Annotated in this window: 16 protein-coding genes; 8 read left to right on the plus strand and 8 right to left on the minus strand. The window is 65.2% G+C overall.

All coding sequences use genetic code 11. The annotated features are described in order from the left end of the window. A partial coding sequence (locus FS507_RS11460) for a transposase (RefSeq protein WP_145942928.1) occupies positions 1-400 on the plus strand: 400 nt, incomplete at its 5' end. A 6-nt stretch (positions 401-406) separates the two neighbouring features. On the opposite strand, the gene FS507_RS11465 is transcribed toward FS507_RS11460, so the two are convergent. Continuing rightward, the gene (locus FS507_RS11465; RefSeq protein ID WP_145942929.1) at positions 407-919 is read right to left on the minus strand and encodes an NUDIX hydrolase; all 513 of its coding nucleotides are present in this window, start codon (positions 917-919) and stop codon (positions 407-409) included. A 217-nt stretch (positions 920-1,136) separates the two neighbouring features. On the opposite strand from FS507_RS11465, the gene FS507_RS11470 reads away from it, so the two are divergent. Both FS507_RS11470 and FS507_RS17610 read left to right on the plus strand, forming a co-directional pair. Next, positions 1,137-1,577, plus strand: coding sequence for an NUDIX hydrolase (locus tag FS507_RS11470; RefSeq protein ID WP_145942930.1), 441 nt, complete (start codon positions 1,137-1,139; stop codon positions 1,575-1,577). A gap of 31 nt (positions 1,578-1,608) precedes the next feature. Further along, a complete protein-coding gene (locus FS507_RS17610) occupies positions 1,609-1,785 on the plus strand; it encodes a hypothetical protein (RefSeq protein ID WP_186314660.1) in 177 nt (58 codons plus the stop codon). Positions 1,786-2,040: 255 nt separating this feature from the next. Here the strand turns inward: FS507_RS17610 and FS507_RS11475 are convergent, their stop codons facing one another. Both FS507_RS11475 and FS507_RS11480 read right to left on the minus strand, forming a co-directional pair. Beyond that, positions 2,041-2,511, minus strand: coding sequence for a hypothetical protein (locus tag FS507_RS11475; protein WP_145942931.1), 471 nt, complete (start codon positions 2,509-2,511; stop codon positions 2,041-2,043). Positions 2,512-2,804: 293 nt separating this feature from the next. Continuing rightward, positions 2,805-3,134, minus strand: coding sequence for a winged helix-turn-helix transcriptional regulator (locus FS507_RS11480; RefSeq protein WP_145942932.1), 330 nt, complete (start codon positions 3,132-3,134; stop codon positions 2,805-2,807). A gap of 121 nt (positions 3,135-3,255) precedes the next feature. Between FS507_RS11480 and FS507_RS11485 the strand changes: the two genes are divergently transcribed. Further along, positions 3,256-3,465: a 2-hydroxymuconate tautomerase gene (locus FS507_RS11485; RefSeq protein WP_145942933.1), complete on the plus strand. Its 210-nt coding sequence runs from the start codon at positions 3,256-3,258 to the stop codon at positions 3,463-3,465. Between the two features lie 114 nt (positions 3,466-3,579). Here the strand turns inward: FS507_RS11485 and FS507_RS11495 are convergent, their stop codons facing one another. After that, positions 3,580-4,194, minus strand: coding sequence for a GNAT family N-acetyltransferase (locus tag FS507_RS11495; RefSeq protein WP_145942935.1), 615 nt, complete (start codon positions 4,192-4,194; stop codon positions 3,580-3,582). A gap of 106 nt (positions 4,195-4,300) precedes the next feature. Between FS507_RS11495 and FS507_RS11500 the strand changes: the two genes are divergently transcribed. After that, entirely contained in the window at positions 4,301-5,782 is a 1,482-nt protein-coding gene (locus FS507_RS11500) for a bifunctional phosphatase PAP2/diacylglycerol kinase family protein (protein WP_145942936.1), read from the plus strand. On the opposite strand, the gene FS507_RS11505 is transcribed toward FS507_RS11500, so the two are convergent. The 3 genes from FS507_RS11505 to FS507_RS11515 are packed head-to-tail and all read right to left on the minus strand — an operon-like array spanning position 5,749 to position 8,332. Further along, the gene (locus tag FS507_RS11505) at positions 5,749-6,417 is read right to left on the minus strand and encodes a phosphatase PAP2 family protein (protein ID WP_145942937.1); all 669 of its coding nucleotides are present in this window, start codon (positions 6,415-6,417) and stop codon (positions 5,749-5,751) included. The two genes, FS507_RS11500 and FS507_RS11505, sit on opposite strands and share 34 nt — an antisense overlap. Beyond that, complete coding sequence (locus tag FS507_RS11510) at positions 6,414-7,856, minus strand: flavin-containing monooxygenase (RefSeq protein ID WP_145942938.1); 1,443 nt, start codon at positions 7,854-7,856, stop codon at positions 6,414-6,416. The genes FS507_RS11505 and FS507_RS11510 overlap by 4 nt, the downstream gene beginning before the upstream one ends. A gap of 38 nt (positions 7,857-7,894) precedes the next feature. After that, positions 7,895-8,332 (minus strand): hypothetical protein, encoded by a 438-nt coding sequence (locus FS507_RS11515; protein ID WP_145942939.1) that lies wholly within the window; start codon positions 8,330-8,332, stop codon positions 7,895-7,897. A gap of 210 nt (positions 8,333-8,542) precedes the next feature. On the opposite strand from FS507_RS11515, the gene FS507_RS11520 reads away from it, so the two are divergent. Continuing rightward, positions 8,543-9,874: a DUF3500 domain-containing protein gene (locus FS507_RS11520; protein WP_145942940.1), complete on the plus strand. Its 1,332-nt coding sequence runs from the start codon at positions 8,543-8,545 to the stop codon at positions 9,872-9,874. A gap of 20 nt (positions 9,875-9,894) precedes the next feature. Here FS507_RS11520 and FS507_RS11525 read toward each other — a convergent pair whose 3' ends face one another. Further along, a complete protein-coding gene (locus FS507_RS11525; RefSeq protein ID WP_145942941.1) occupies positions 9,895-11,091 on the minus strand; it encodes a multidrug effflux MFS transporter in 1,197 nt (398 codons plus the stop codon). Positions 11,092-11,256: 165 nt separating this feature from the next. Here FS507_RS11525 and FS507_RS11530 point away from each other — a divergent pair, with 165 nt between their 5' ends. Next, positions 11,257-12,168 (plus strand): helix-turn-helix transcriptional regulator, encoded by a 912-nt coding sequence (locus tag FS507_RS11530; RefSeq protein ID WP_145942942.1) that lies wholly within the window; start codon positions 11,257-11,259, stop codon positions 12,166-12,168. A gap of 109 nt (positions 12,169-12,277) precedes the next feature. Next, complete coding sequence (locus tag FS507_RS11535) at positions 12,278-12,940, plus strand: SDR family NAD(P)-dependent oxidoreductase (RefSeq protein WP_145942943.1); 663 nt, start codon at positions 12,278-12,280, stop codon at positions 12,938-12,940. Positions 12,941-12,959: the final 19 nt, after the last annotated feature.

Here is a 12,959-nt window from a genome sequence, read left to right on the forward strand (position 1 = left end):
GGGACAGGTCGGCGACGCCCCACAGATGCCAGAGGTGCTTGACCGTGTCCGGGTACCGACACCGGGGCCCGGTAGACCGTGCACCACACCGTCACGGGTGCTGGCAGACAAGGCGTACTCGTCGCGCAGAAACCGTAGCTATCTGCGGGGCCGAGGGATCGCCACGACGATTTCACAGCCTGCTGACCAGGTAGGACATCGTCTACGCCGGGGCTCTGCGGGTGGTCGACCACCCGCGTTCGATCCGGAGATCTACGCCCGTCGCAATGTTGTCGAGCGGTGCATCGGTTTCCTCAAGCACAACCGTGGGTGCGCGATGCGGTTCGACAAGCTGGTTGTGCAGTTCTACGCCTCGGTGCAGGTCGGGTGTATCCGGCAGTGGCTGAGGCGACTTTCGTAACAGGACCTAGTGTCGAACCAAGCCCTCCACCCCCACCGAAGGGACGTGTCCCGAGGCCGGGCGTTCGGCAAACAGCGTTATGCCGATGTCCACCAACCCACTCCGAGGTAGGGCTGCCACCTCAGAACAAGGCACCCACGTTGGTGCCGCGGTATCCTCGGAGGGTTCATCGCGAAGCTCGCCGGGGTGCACGGCTACCTCGTAGAAGATCCCGACATTGTGGTGAGGTACACCCCGCATCGCCTCATGCTGGGGGATTACTCGAGAGTCCACGCCCAACAGTCGAACAACCCGTGAGGCGACGCCTGTCTCCTCGGCGACCTCGCGTGTAACTGTCTCAAAAGGGTCCTCGAGTGGTTCGACACCACCGCCGGGCAACGTCCAGATCGTGTTGCCGTCGCCGGGGTCGGCGACCGAGACCAACAGAATTTCATCGTCGTGTCTGCACACCGCGTAGGACGCCAACCGGAATGTGGTGTCCGGTTGCGCGGGGTGCGTCGGCGCATGTGAGGAAGTCATAATCTGCAGGGTAACGCCCGACGCGACGGCGGGGTGAGAAGTGCTCGCTACAAGGTTTCGGATGCGGGGCCGAATGCAGGTGGTCGACGCATGTTGAAATGTCCGCTGCGCGGCGTGTTTTTCTCAGTGCCCGTGCACTGTTGTGGACTACAGGATAGCGTTAACGTTTCGGTGATGCCTTCAGCAACAGGCGCTGGCGACGTATAGCCTTGGGATAATGTCTTCCGTGACCCAGAAAGCAGTCGTCTACGTCATTAAAGACGGCAGGCTGCTCGTCTTCACTCACGATGGGCTTCCGTTAACCCGCACGGGAGTGCAGGTACCGGCAGGCACCGTCAAGCCAGGCGAGACTTTGGAAGCGGCAGCGCGGCGAGAACTCCACGAGGAGACTGGCCTACACGCGGCTGCAGTCAGCTACATCGGTTCACAGGAGTATGACCTTCGGCCGGCCCGCGATGAGCGAGCAGTACGCCACTATTTTAGGGCGGACGTGCAGAGCTACCCGACCCACGACAGTTGGAGTGCGGGTGAAGATGACCCCTCGGGTGGAGGTGCGCCTGTCTCTTGGACGTGTTGGTGGCTGCCGCTGGAGAACGCCCACGTCCTGTGTGCGGGATTCGGAGTTCTGATCGGCGAGGCAGTTCGCGAGAGCCTGTGACATCGGCCGTGGTTACGTAGGTTGGTGAAGTATGAACACCCCCTTGGTCACCATGCTCATCACCCCGGAAGCTGAAAGAGTGCTGGTGGCTGAACTACAGTCGCGGTTCAATGTCCCTATCGAAGTGCATCTCGATGATGCTGAGGATGACGGTTCACTGTACGAGCAGTGGAACCGGGAGCATCCGGATGTTCCAGTGGGTGAGTGACGGGTGTCGACTCTGAGCGCCGATGTCTCCGCAGGCGATGTCCAGAAGATTACGGAAGAAGTCGTGGACATCATTTCCCCGACGGCGCGGCACGAGGACTCCAGAGTGCGTGCTGGAGAGCAGGTCACGGTTGCTGCCGGCGGAGTTCCCTGGTTTGCGCATGTACCTCTCTGGGAGGTCTAGAGTTAGAGCATCATGATCCCCATACTGGTTTTTCGTATGTGGGGGAGCCGAAAGGCCTGACCGCCAAGGCACCTATAGCCCGATCGATGTCAGGCTTCCCGAGATGCTTCCCCCCGGGGTTGACACTGGAGGGGTACCGTTCTCTGTAGCGCATTGCGCGGCGGTCTTGCCCGGGTAGTGGTTGACGACGTCAACGCCGATGTACCAAGGACTATTCTCCCCGCGCGGCTTGTCGACTTCCTCGACATTCGCCGGGTCGCTGTACCAGAGTGCGGCGTCGGTCGACGTGACGTGCCGTGCACAGTTCGGCTTCAGATAGTCGCGGTACTCCCACCACGTTCCCATGTACTCGGCGTAGGAATTCCGCGGCCAGTTGCCCAGGTCCGCCAGATCTTCGAACTCAGGTACTCCCAGTGGGTTGGCTTCGGTGACGGTGCCCGTTCGCTCGTACATCCGCAGGAAGTCGGGCTCGGCGTGTGCCGTAGGTACAAAGGCGAGAACGGCGGCTGCGACGAGAGTGGTAGGGAGGATACGAATCTTCATTCCGAAAACAATAGCAGTTATGAACCTGTTAGTGTCCATCTGGCCACTCTTCGGTCCCCCCTTTGACTCTTCATATCCGCCGGAATATGCGGCACAGCGGGTTCGGACGCGCTGTGATCGACTCGTTGGCGACGATGCCCGAAGACTACCTTATTCCCTGGGCGGGGTGGATCTACCGTACTACCTGGGCCAGATAGTTCACCTAACCAGTGGTTGCCTGGCTCGCACCTTTAAGAGACACGACCTAGCTACCTGACCCGACACAGGCTCCAGCGACCGTGCCCGGCCTCCGATCACTCCCGGTGCGGTTGGTCATCTCCCCACTGCTGCAATGCGGAGAAAACGCCCTCCAAGCTCCTGCCTCGCTCCGTGATCCGGTAGGTGACTTGCGGTGGGATCGTTGCTTCAACTTCGCGTTCCACAAGTCCGGTGGCGACGAGCGATTTGAGCTCGCTGGAGAGTACCTTCTGCGAGATGCCACCTACGCGGCGCTGGAGCTCGGCGTAGCGGCACTCCTCCTGCAGCAACTCCCACAAGATGAGCATCGACCATTTGCCGCCGATGACGTCCAACGTCCTGCGTACTGACTCTCCGCAGTATCTGTCCGGTCGGGAACTGGCCATCCTCGCATCCTACCTACAGGTGCGTTCCTGACCTGAAAGTGCCTTCTTCCGCTGGTGAGCGCACGGTGCAAGGGTGGAAGAGGAAGTTCTCATTGAATGACACATCCGACCAGGAGGAAGCATGCCCATCGTCAATCTCAGTATCGTCCCGGAGCTCATGGAAGGGGACTGGGACACCCAGTACCGGCAGATCTCCGCGGGCATCACCGACGCCATCGTCTCAAGTACCGGTGCACCGGCAGAGTCGGTTCACGTGTTGATCAACGAGGTGTCGGACAATCGTTATGCGGTCGGAGGCACGATGCTGCGCAACGCGCGGCCGCGTGACTGAACGCCGTTGTGATTTCCAGCATCCCAACACGCTCTATGGTGACTCCTATTACGACGCGTACAACGGCGGGGTCATCACCGTCGAACCTTTCGATTTCCCCGGTGGGCGTCGTTTTCAGTTCCGGGAACCCGGTGGCAACGAACTGTCTGTCTTGACCCCGGCAGACGACCAGTGACGCGGTTCCCGGGCGTCCTCCCGCAGCAACCCGGCCACCGTCAGGTCGTGCCTGCGGTCACCACGTAGCACCGCCTGCCGCCTGGCACCCTCGAGGGTGAACCCCACTTTCTCGGCCACCCGTGCGGAGGCGATGTTGCCCGCGAATGCCTCCCAACCGATGCGGGCAAGGCCCAACCCCGTCGGTGCCGCAGCGAAGCCGTAGTCGACGACCTTTTCCACTGCCTCCGTCATAAAGCCGTGGCCACGGACCCGGCGGTCGATCCAGTAGCCGAGGTCAGCGCCTCCGTCGCGGACCTCGGACAATGAGAGCACGCCGAGAATGTCCGGATCCGCACGTCGGTAGATCCCCCAGGTGAGCATTGTCCCGGTGGACCAGCCGTTCGGGATCACGTCTTCAATGAACTGGCGGGCATCGTCACGACGGTACGGGTCAGGCACGGTGGTGAATGCGGCGATCTCAGGGTCGCCGCAGATCTCGGTCACCCGGTCGATGTCCGCACTCGTCGGGCACCGCAATGTCAGACGGGTGGTGGACAGGTCACAGGGCTCCATGTCGAGAGTGTATCGGTCAGACAACCCCGTCGCAGCCCCTCATCCACCAGGTACCATGAGCCCACCGGTCAGTCGCCGGTAACCACACGCAGCGGAGGGCCATAGAATGGGAAAACGGCGCAGGTCACAGGCAGTCAAAGAGGTGCGGGCCGGCCTGCAACGCATGGACCACGATGTCTTCGCCGCGATCGCCGGCGCGGACAATCCCCAGCTGGACGCGGTGATCCCGCGGCTGACCACCGCCGCGAACTACTCCAGGTTGTGGGTCGGTCTCGCCGGCGCCATGGCGCTCACACGGAAACCTAAGGTGCAGCGCGCGGCAACCCGCGGTCTGGTCACCCTCGCGTGCACCAGCTTCGTGGCCAACCAGCTGGCGAAACGGTCGTGGAGTCGCGACCGGCCCGGCCACGCCTCCGTCCCGCTCGCCCGCAGGATCCGTCGGTACCCGCGGTCGAGCTCGTTCCCGTCCGGCCACTCCGCCAGTGCCGCCGCCTTCGCCGTCGGAGCGGGGCTCGAGGACGCCCCGGCAGGGACGGCTCTCGGCGCGCTGGCCGGGCTCGTCGGATTCTCACGGGTGTACACCGGCGCGCACTATCCCAGCGACGTCCTGGCCGGGTGGGGGCTGGGCACGCTCATCGCCGTCATCGGCGGCAAACTCGTCCCGCCGCCCACCACCCGGAGCCGAGTCTCCACCGAGCCCTTCTACCTGGATGAACCGGGTCGCCCGGACGGCGAGGGGCTCGTCCTCGTCGTCAACCCGGCGTCGGGCGGCGGCACGGGGGAGCGCATCCTCAAGCATGTCGAGAAGGCCCTCCCGTCCGCCGAGATCGTTGCGCTGACCCCGGAGGACGACGTGGTCGAGGTCCTGGAACGTGCCGCGGCCAGGGCGGAGGTCCTGGGCGTCGCCGGTGGTGACGGCACCGTGGCCACGGCGGCGGGTGTCGCACGCGCGGCGGAGAAGCCACTCGCCGTCTTCCCCGCCGGGACGCTCAACCACTTCGCGAAGCAGATCGGCTGCGCCACGGCGGAGCAGACGGTGCGCGCCGTACGCGAGGGGACGGTGGAGATGGTCGACGTGGCCACCCTGAACACCGACACCACGCTGCTGAACACCGCGAGCATCGGCGCGTACCCCCAGTTCGTCGCGATCCGGGAACGGTACGAAGGCAAGATCGGCAAGACGCTGGCCTCCGTCGTCGCCGCGTGGGGTCTGTTGAAGGAGGAGAATGCCGTCGAGATCCGGTACGACAACACCACGTTGACGACGTCCCTGTTCTTCCTCGGTAACTCCCTGTACCGCCCCTCGGGGTTCGCGCCGGTCGACCGTGCCGGCGTCGGCGACGGTCTGCTCGACGTACGCATGCTGGAGATCGGCAAGCCCTTCGCCCGGCTGCGCATCACGATGGCGCTGCTGACGGGACGACTGAACCGCAGCCCGTTCTACCACGAGCTCCACCGTCCGGTCTTCCGGTTCACCGTGCTCCGCGGTCCGTCAGAGGTGGCGCACGACGGGGAGGTCGGCGACAAGCTGACGGAGGTCGAGTTCGTCTCGCACTACCGGGTGCTGCCCGTGTACCGCCCCCGGTAGAGAAATCCGGAGAGATACGAGAGATACAGGCACAGCATCAGCCACGCGTAGCCCAGCGCCCACCCGGCCAGCACGTCCGAGGGGTGGTGCACGTTGAGCGCCACCCGTGCGACTCCGATCGCGATCACTAGCAGGACGCCGAGAATCACGATGACGGCACGCCAGGTCCTACGGATCAGGTGTGAGTAGACCATCAGTAGCGCGCCGACGGCGACAAGGACACCCAATGCATGACCGGACGGGAACGACGTGCCGGACGCCGGGACGAGTTGGGTGACGGGCCGGTCCCGGTCGGCCAGCTGCTTGACCACCGTCGAGACGATCCCGCTGCCCCAGACGCTGACGGCGAGGAACACCGCGACACGCACCCGGTGACGACGCAGCTCCAGCACGATCGGTACCACGACCAGCACCCGCCACACTCCCGGACCGAAGATCGTGCTCAGCCCGTCCCACAACGGCACCCACCACCCGTGGGTGCCGGCCATGTTGTAGGAGACACCCAGCGCCCAGGTGTCAGGCCGGTCGATCCAGCTCCACTGGTGCACCCACCCGGTCCACAGGACGGCGACGAGCACCAGCGCCGCGACGACGGACGCTGCGGCCGGGAACACCGCCGGGCGTCGGTCCATCATTCACCGAACACCATCTCACGCCGCTGGTCACCGTAGGAGAACTCCAGCAGCTCCCTGAGGTAGTTCTGCGAGTACACCCACGGCGACGAGTGCCCCTGCATGGGGAACCGGTCGGCGCTGCGCCGCAGGTAGGCGGCGGCGAAGTCGAACAACGGCCGGTCCGTCGGCTCCGACGGCTGGGCAGGGTGGTAGATCTCCGCGCCGCTCTTCCACAGCTTGACCATGTAGCGGGACACGAGATCCGAGCGCAACGTCCAGGAGCCGTTGATGTAGCCGACGGTGAAACTGAAGTTCGGCAGACCGGCGATCATCATGCCACGGTAGAAGACCTGCTCGTCGACCTGCAGGGGACATCCGTCGATGCTCAGCGTGCCACCGCCGAAGGCCTGCAGGTCCAGCCCGGTGGCGGTGACGATGATGTCGGCGGAGATCTCCTCCCCGGAGCCGACCCGGATACCGTCGGCGGTGAAGCGGTCGATGGTGTCGGTGACCATGCGGGCGTTTCCGGCCAGCGCGGTGAAGATGTCGCCGTCCGGCGCCTTGCACACCCGCTTCTCCGAGGGCTTGTGCCGGGGCGTGAAATGCTGCTCGATCAGTTCCGCGTCCAGGTACGGCCGCTGCATACGCCGCAGCGCGCGGGTGAACAGCCAGGGGACGCGACGGCCGATGACATGCTGCCCCATGTCGCGCACGGCGTGATTGAGACGCGCGACGGGATAGGCCGACGTCTCCGGCAGGATCTTCTTCCAGAACGCACTGATGGTGTCCGTCGCCGCCATTGGGGCCACGTAGGTGGGGCTGCGCTGGAGCATCGTCACCTGCGCCCCGAGCCGTTCCAGGGCCGGCACCAGTGTCACGGCTGTCGCGCCGGATCCGACGACGGTGATCCTGCGCCCCGCGCAGTCAAGACCGTCGGGCCACTCCTGCGGGTGGATGATCGTCCCGGTGAAGTCCTCCTCGCCGGGGAAGTCGGGACGGTAGCCCCGGCCGTGCACGAAGTACCCGGACGCGTAGTGGACGCGGCGGGCGTAGATCGTCCGCTCACCGTCCGCCGTCACCGCAGTGACCGCGTACATCCGCAGATCTGTCCGCCAGTCGGCATCGCGAATCCAGGACCCCGTCCGGAGCCGTTCGAGGGCGCCGCACTTCTGCGCGACGCCACGGATGTACTCCTTGATGTCCGCGCCCTGCCCCAGGGTGCCGTCGTGGGGCCAGGGCGCGAACGGGAACCCGTAGGTCGCCATGTCGGAGTCCGACCGGATCCCCGGGTAGGTGAAGGTGTGCCAGGTCCCGCCGAGGTCACTGTTGGCGTCGTGGATCTCCCACGTCCACTCCGGGAAGTCGTGTGCGACATGGTGTGCGAGGTCCACGCCGGAGAGTCCGGCGCCGACGATCAGCAGGTCGAGGGGGTTGTCCGGGGAGCCGGCGAGTATGCCCATGCACACAGCGTACAAGCGTGGGACGCGCTACGGAGGGGTCACGGTGAACCCAGTGAACCCAGTGACCCCAGTGAACCGAGTGAGCCCTCTGATCCTTCCGGTACGACCAGCGCGCCGGGTTCCCAGACCGGGTACACCAGGCGCGGCGGCACGGTTTGCCAGGACTGCGACAGTTCCGCAGTCGTGCGGATGTCGGTCATCGTCTGCCACTGGCCGTCGGGACGTTGCTGCCAGCACTCGGTTGTCTGCCAGTGGAAACCGTCGCAGACGACCTTCCCCCGGTACGGCGAGTACACCGTGGCGACGGCGGTGACGTCCTCCCGCCAGATCGGGCTGGGCTGTTCGTGCTTGGGGAGCTGTGGGAGGGTCTCCGCACCGGCGGTGGGTGCGAGCCCGGCGCCCAGACCGCCCAGGGCGAGCGTGGTGACGGCGAGGGTGACTATCTTCCTCCGGATGGTCGTGACTGTTCCGGACATGACGGGAACACTTCCTTCAGCCGCAGAGCGGCGGTAGTGAATGGTTCATGTAGTTGAAACATCGAACAGACACCCTCCGGGGTTAGCAGAAGGCCGCATACCGCGACGGTGGTAGCCGAGGTGTCTGCGCCAGGGGGACGCGGTGGGCGCCCACGGCGACGAAGCTGATGGACATCACGGAGATCCAGTACACCGACCAAGGAGCGTCCCATGGCCACCCCGGCTGCCGAATCAGCGTCCACCACCGACCCCCGTCCCCGCAGGAGAAGACTGCGCCGCCACACCGCGTGGATCGCCACCGCGCTGATGACGACCGGTCTCATGCTCACCGGCTGTTCCACCGACACCGACGCCGCAGCGACGACCTCGAGTTCGGTGTCGAGTTCGGTGTCGAGTTCGGTTTCGAGCACGACGTCGGACGCAACCACGGCCGACACCACGTCGGCGACGATCTCCGACACCGCGACCGCGGCGCAGGCGTTCCTCGACACCTTGTCCGACGAGCAGCGTGAGACCGTCCTCTACGACTACGACGACGAGACCAAGACGACGTCCTGGTCGAACTTCCCCGTCACCTTCGTCGAACGCGCCGGGCTGAACCTCACCGACCTCACCGACGAGCAGAAGACCGCGGCTCTCGCGGTCCTGGAGAACCTGCTCAGTGACGAGGCGTACGAGACCGTCTCCGGCATCATGGGCGGCGACGAGTACCTTCTGGAGAACAGTGACAGCACCGAGGACTCCCTCGGCCAGTACTACATCGCCTTCTTCGGCGACCCGTCGGACAGTAGCGCCTTCGAGGTGCAGTTCGGCGGCCACCACCTCGGCATCAACGCCACCCTGGACGGTTCAACCGGCACCGTCACCTTCGCGCCCACTCACCTGGGCGTGCAGCCGGCGGTCTACAAGGACGAGGACGGCAACGAGGTCCAGCCGTTCGACGGCATCTACACCGACGCCTTCGCCTTCTACGACAGCCTCACCGCAGAACAGCAGGAGACGCTGACCAGCGGGGACGTGAGCATGTGCGCACCCGGCGACACCTGCGACTTCGAGACCGGTGACGGCCTCACCGGTGCCGACCTGGACGACGACCAGAAGGAGCTGCTGCTCGACCTCATCGCCAACTGGTCCGAGATGGCGGACGACGAGAGCAACGCCACCACCCGTGCTGAGATCGAAGCCACCCTCGACGACACCGTGATCGCCTGGTCCGGTGAGACCACCTACGACATGACCACCGGCGACGGGATCTCATTCTCGATTTCGGGGCCGAATGTCTACGTCGCCTTCCAGGCACAGCAGGGGTCTGCCGGTGCGGACGTCGACGGCGTGACCACCTCCGGGTGGGGCCACGTCCACACCATCTACCGGGACCCGACCAACGACTACGCCGGAAGCGTCGAACAGCAGGCGTCCACCGGAATGAGTGGTGGTCCCGGCGGCGACGGGGACATGGGCGGCACAGGCGACATGGGTGGAGCGCCTGCCGGCGGGCAGCCGCCGAGCGGTATGCCGGGGGACGCCGACGAGGCGGCGTAGGCGGGGCAGCCCGGGCAGGATCACCGTCCCCGTCTGACCAGGAACACCAGTGCGAGGACAGACAGCACGACACAGACGACGGTGACGACGCCGAGGGGCGTGACGGCGACAGCCCCACCGATACCGACCAGCGGTGCGGCAATCGCACCGAGGCCGAAACGGGACAGTCCGAGGACCGACGACGCAGTACCCGCGAGTTCCGGATAACCCGCCAGCGCCAGCGATGCCGCCGGCGGTGCGGCGAAGGCAACGCCGGAGGCCATGACGAACAGGGACACGAGAATCACCGGCAGTGGCAGCGACCACAGACCGGTAGCGAGGATCCCGACAGAACCGACACCTGTCATCAGTACCCCGACGCCCAGCGCGCCGCGTTCGGACCAGGTGTCAGCGGTGCGTCCGGCGATCCAGCCGAAGACCATGTAGCCCGCGGAGTTTGCTCCGAACGCGAAAGCGTAGCCCTGCGGCGACAGTCCGTAGCCGTCCTGCAGGATGTACGTGGCGCCTGAGAGATAGGCGAAGAGCGCAGCATGAGTGAACCCGCAGATCAGCACGGCACCGACGAAGACCCGGTTGGAGAACAGTGTGCGGAAGTCCCGTCCGGACTGGTTCATGCCCCCGGCGGTGCGCATCTCCTTCGGCAGGGTCTCCCGGTAGATCGCCAGGGTGGCCAGCATGATGAGCACGCCGAGGGCGGACAGGAAAAGAAAGATGCCGCGCCAGTCGAGGAACCGGGCGAGCTGGCCGCCGATGACGGGGCCGATGATGGCCGCGAGTCCACCGATGACGGTGACCCGGCCGTAGAAGCGGATCAGTGCGCTGCCGTCATAGACGTCACGACCGGCGGCCTGTGCGATGACGATGCCGACTGAGCCCGCCAGGCCCTGTACAAGACGGGCAAGAATGAGGGTCTCCACGGTGGGGCTGAAGGCGCACAGGGCAGAAGCGACGATGTAGGCGATGAGACCGACGACCAGCGGAAGCATGCGTCCGAAGCGGTCGGAGATTGGGCCGGCGATGAGCTGACCGACGGCGAGCCCGACCAGGCAGGCGGTCAATGTCAGCTGTGCCATGGAGGTGACGGTGTCGAGCTCGGCGGTCAGCGCGGGCAACACCGGCAGGTAGAGGTCCATGGAGATCGGGCCGAATACCGTCAGCAGCAGAAGCAGTGTCGCCAGCGGCGGTCCAGCCGAGCGGGCAGTGTCATGGGTGGTCATCAGTGTCTTTCGTCGTGGTATGCGTAGGCGCGTAGAGGGCGCGGGTCACGCAGGGATTGTGTGGACGATCTATTGCACCAGCCGACGGGACATCGGAGGAGGCCTCGTTGAGACAGGTACCGGGAGGGCCTCCTTGACTGCCGTCCTGCGCCCTAGAATGTCGGTATGGACAACCGCGCTGAGGTCAAGGAGTTCCTCACGACGCGTCGTGGACGAATCACGCCCGACGACGTCGGTCTTCCTGCCGGTCTGAACCGTCGGGTCGCAGGACTGCGCAGAACCGAAGTCGCGGCCCTCGCGGGCGTGAGCGTGGAGTACTACACACGCATCGAACGCGGACAGATCAGTGGCGTGTCGCCGGAGATCCTCGACGCGATCGCGAAGGCGCTGCGTCTGGATGACGCTGAGCGTGCGCACCTGTTCGACCTCGCCCACGCCGCGAGCCCGGTCGCCAGACCACCACGGAAGCGCACCCCGAAAGGGTGGACGCCGCACCAGAGCCTGCAGTGGATCCTCGATGCCGTCACTGACGGTCCCGCATTCGTCAGGAACGGCCGCATGGACATCCTCGCCACCAACATGCTGGCCCGGGCGTTCTACCGGGACACTTTCGACATGCCTGGACAGCCGCCCAATATCGCTCGCTTCACCTTCCTCGACGACCGGGCACGCGGCTTCTACCCCGACTGGGAGAAGTTCGCCGATGTCACGGTGGCGATCCTGCGCACCGAAGCCGGTCGCGACCCTCACAACAAGGAACTCCACGACCTCATCGGTGAGCTCTGTACCCGCAGCATGGAGTTCCGTACACGGTGGGGCGCGCATAACGTCCGTCACCACGGCACAGGCTTCAAGACGTTCTGCCACCCGGTTGTCGGCGAGATGACCCTGGCCTACGAAGGCATGGACATGGAGTCTGAACCGGGCCTGTCGATCACCGTGTACGCCGCCGAACCGGGTTCACCGTCGGCCGAGCGGATGCAGCTCCTCGCGTCCTGGGGCGCCAGTGAGTATGCGGACACGGAGAACTCCGAAAACTCTACGGTCAACGAGGCCTCAGCGGGAGATCAACGGTAGTTAAACTGACACCGGCACCGCCACAGTCGGACTTGCAGTGCGGGGCGTCATGATGAGGGGGTACTCAGAGGGTCTCCCTCACAGGATGGAGGCGTCCTACCGTGAAAACATGCCTGTTATCGCCATCGCCGGCGCCGGTCCCGGTCTCGGGGCAGCTGTCGCCAAGAAGTTCGGAGCCGAGGGTTTCGCCGTCGCGCTCATCGCCCGCAATCCGGAGAGACTCGCCGCTCTCGAGCAGCAGCTGGTCGCTGAGGGCATCGTCGCGAAAAGCTATGTCGCCGACATACGTGACCATGAGGCGCTCACCACCGCGCTGGAGAGCGCCGCAGAAGACCTGGGGCGGATCGATGTGTTGCAGTTCAGTCCCGTGCCCAGCGCGGAGTTCCTCAAGCCCGTCCTCGACACCACCGTCGAGGACCTGCGGGCGGCGGGAGAACTGTCGATCCTCGGTTCTGCGACCGCAGTACGCACGGTGCTGCCCGGCATGCGGACGGCAGGACAGGGCACGATCCTCTTCCCCAACGGTTCGAGCGCGTTGTCCCCGAACGGGAACGTCGCCGGTACGTCGACAGCTTTTGCCGGTGAATCCGCATATGCCGCGATGCTGCACGATGCACTGAAGCCTGAGGGCGTGCATGTCGCTCAGCTCATCATCCCCGGCGGTATCGACGGACCCGACCCGATCTTCGCCTCTGAGTCGCTGGCCGAGCGGCTCTGGGAACTGCACGCCAAGCCAGGCGCCTTCCGCACCACGGTCGGCGACGAATCCTGAGAACGTACACCTGAGAACG

Origin of the sequence: Corynebacterium glyciniphilum AJ 3170 (assembly GCF_007673095.1) — a bacterium.
Taxonomy (GTDB): Bacteria; Actinomycetota; Actinomycetes; order Mycobacteriales; family Mycobacteriaceae; genus Corynebacterium.

Bases quoted from the DNA above. Each gene is read 5' to 3' on its own strand.
- FS507_RS11520 (WP_145942940.1), top strand. From the start codon at position 8,543: ATGGCCACCCCGGCTGCCGAATCAGCGTCCACCACCGACCCCCGTCCC.
- FS507_RS11470 (WP_145942930.1), top strand. From the start codon at position 1,137: ATGTCTTCCGTGACCCAGAAAGCAGTCGTCTACGTCATTAAAGACGGC.
- FS507_RS11475 (WP_145942931.1), bottom strand. From the start codon at position 2,511: ATGAAGATTCGTATCCTCCCTACCACTCTCGTCGCAGCCGCCGTTCTC.
- FS507_RS11530 (WP_145942942.1), top strand. From the start codon at position 11,257: ATGGACAACCGCGCTGAGGTCAAGGAGTTCCTCACGACGCGTCGTGGA.
- FS507_RS11510 (WP_145942938.1), bottom strand. From the start codon at position 7,856: ATGGGCATACTCGCCGGCTCCCCGGACAACCCCCTCGACCTGCTGATC.
- FS507_RS11485 (WP_145942933.1), top strand. From the start codon at position 3,256: ATGCCCATCGTCAATCTCAGTATCGTCCCGGAGCTCATGGAAGGGGAC.
- FS507_RS17610 (WP_186314660.1), top strand. From the start codon at position 1,609: ATGAACACCCCCTTGGTCACCATGCTCATCACCCCGGAAGCTGAAAGA.
- FS507_RS11505 (WP_145942937.1), bottom strand. From the start codon at position 6,417: ATGATGGACCGACGCCCGGCGGTGTTCCCGGCCGCAGCGTCCGTCGTC.
- FS507_RS11480 (WP_145942932.1), bottom strand. From the start codon at position 3,134: ATGGCCAGTTCCCGACCGGACAGATACTGCGGAGAGTCAGTACGCAGG.
- FS507_RS11535 (WP_145942943.1), top strand. From the start codon at position 12,278: ATGCCTGTTATCGCCATCGCCGGCGCCGGTCCCGGTCTCGGGGCAGCT.
- FS507_RS11495 (WP_145942935.1), bottom strand. From the start codon at position 4,194: ATGGAGCCCTGTGACCTGTCCACCACCCGTCTGACATTGCGGTGCCCG.
- FS507_RS11465 (WP_145942929.1), bottom strand. From the start codon at position 919: ATGACTTCCTCACATGCGCCGACGCACCCCGCGCAACCGGACACCACA.
- FS507_RS11515 (WP_145942939.1), bottom strand. From the start codon at position 8,332: ATGTCCGGAACAGTCACGACCATCCGGAGGAAGATAGTCACCCTCGCC.
- FS507_RS11500 (WP_145942936.1), top strand. From the start codon at position 4,301: ATGGGAAAACGGCGCAGGTCACAGGCAGTCAAAGAGGTGCGGGCCGGC.
- FS507_RS11525 (WP_145942941.1), bottom strand. From the start codon at position 11,091: ATGACCACCCATGACACTGCCCGCTCGGCTGGACCGCCGCTGGCGACA.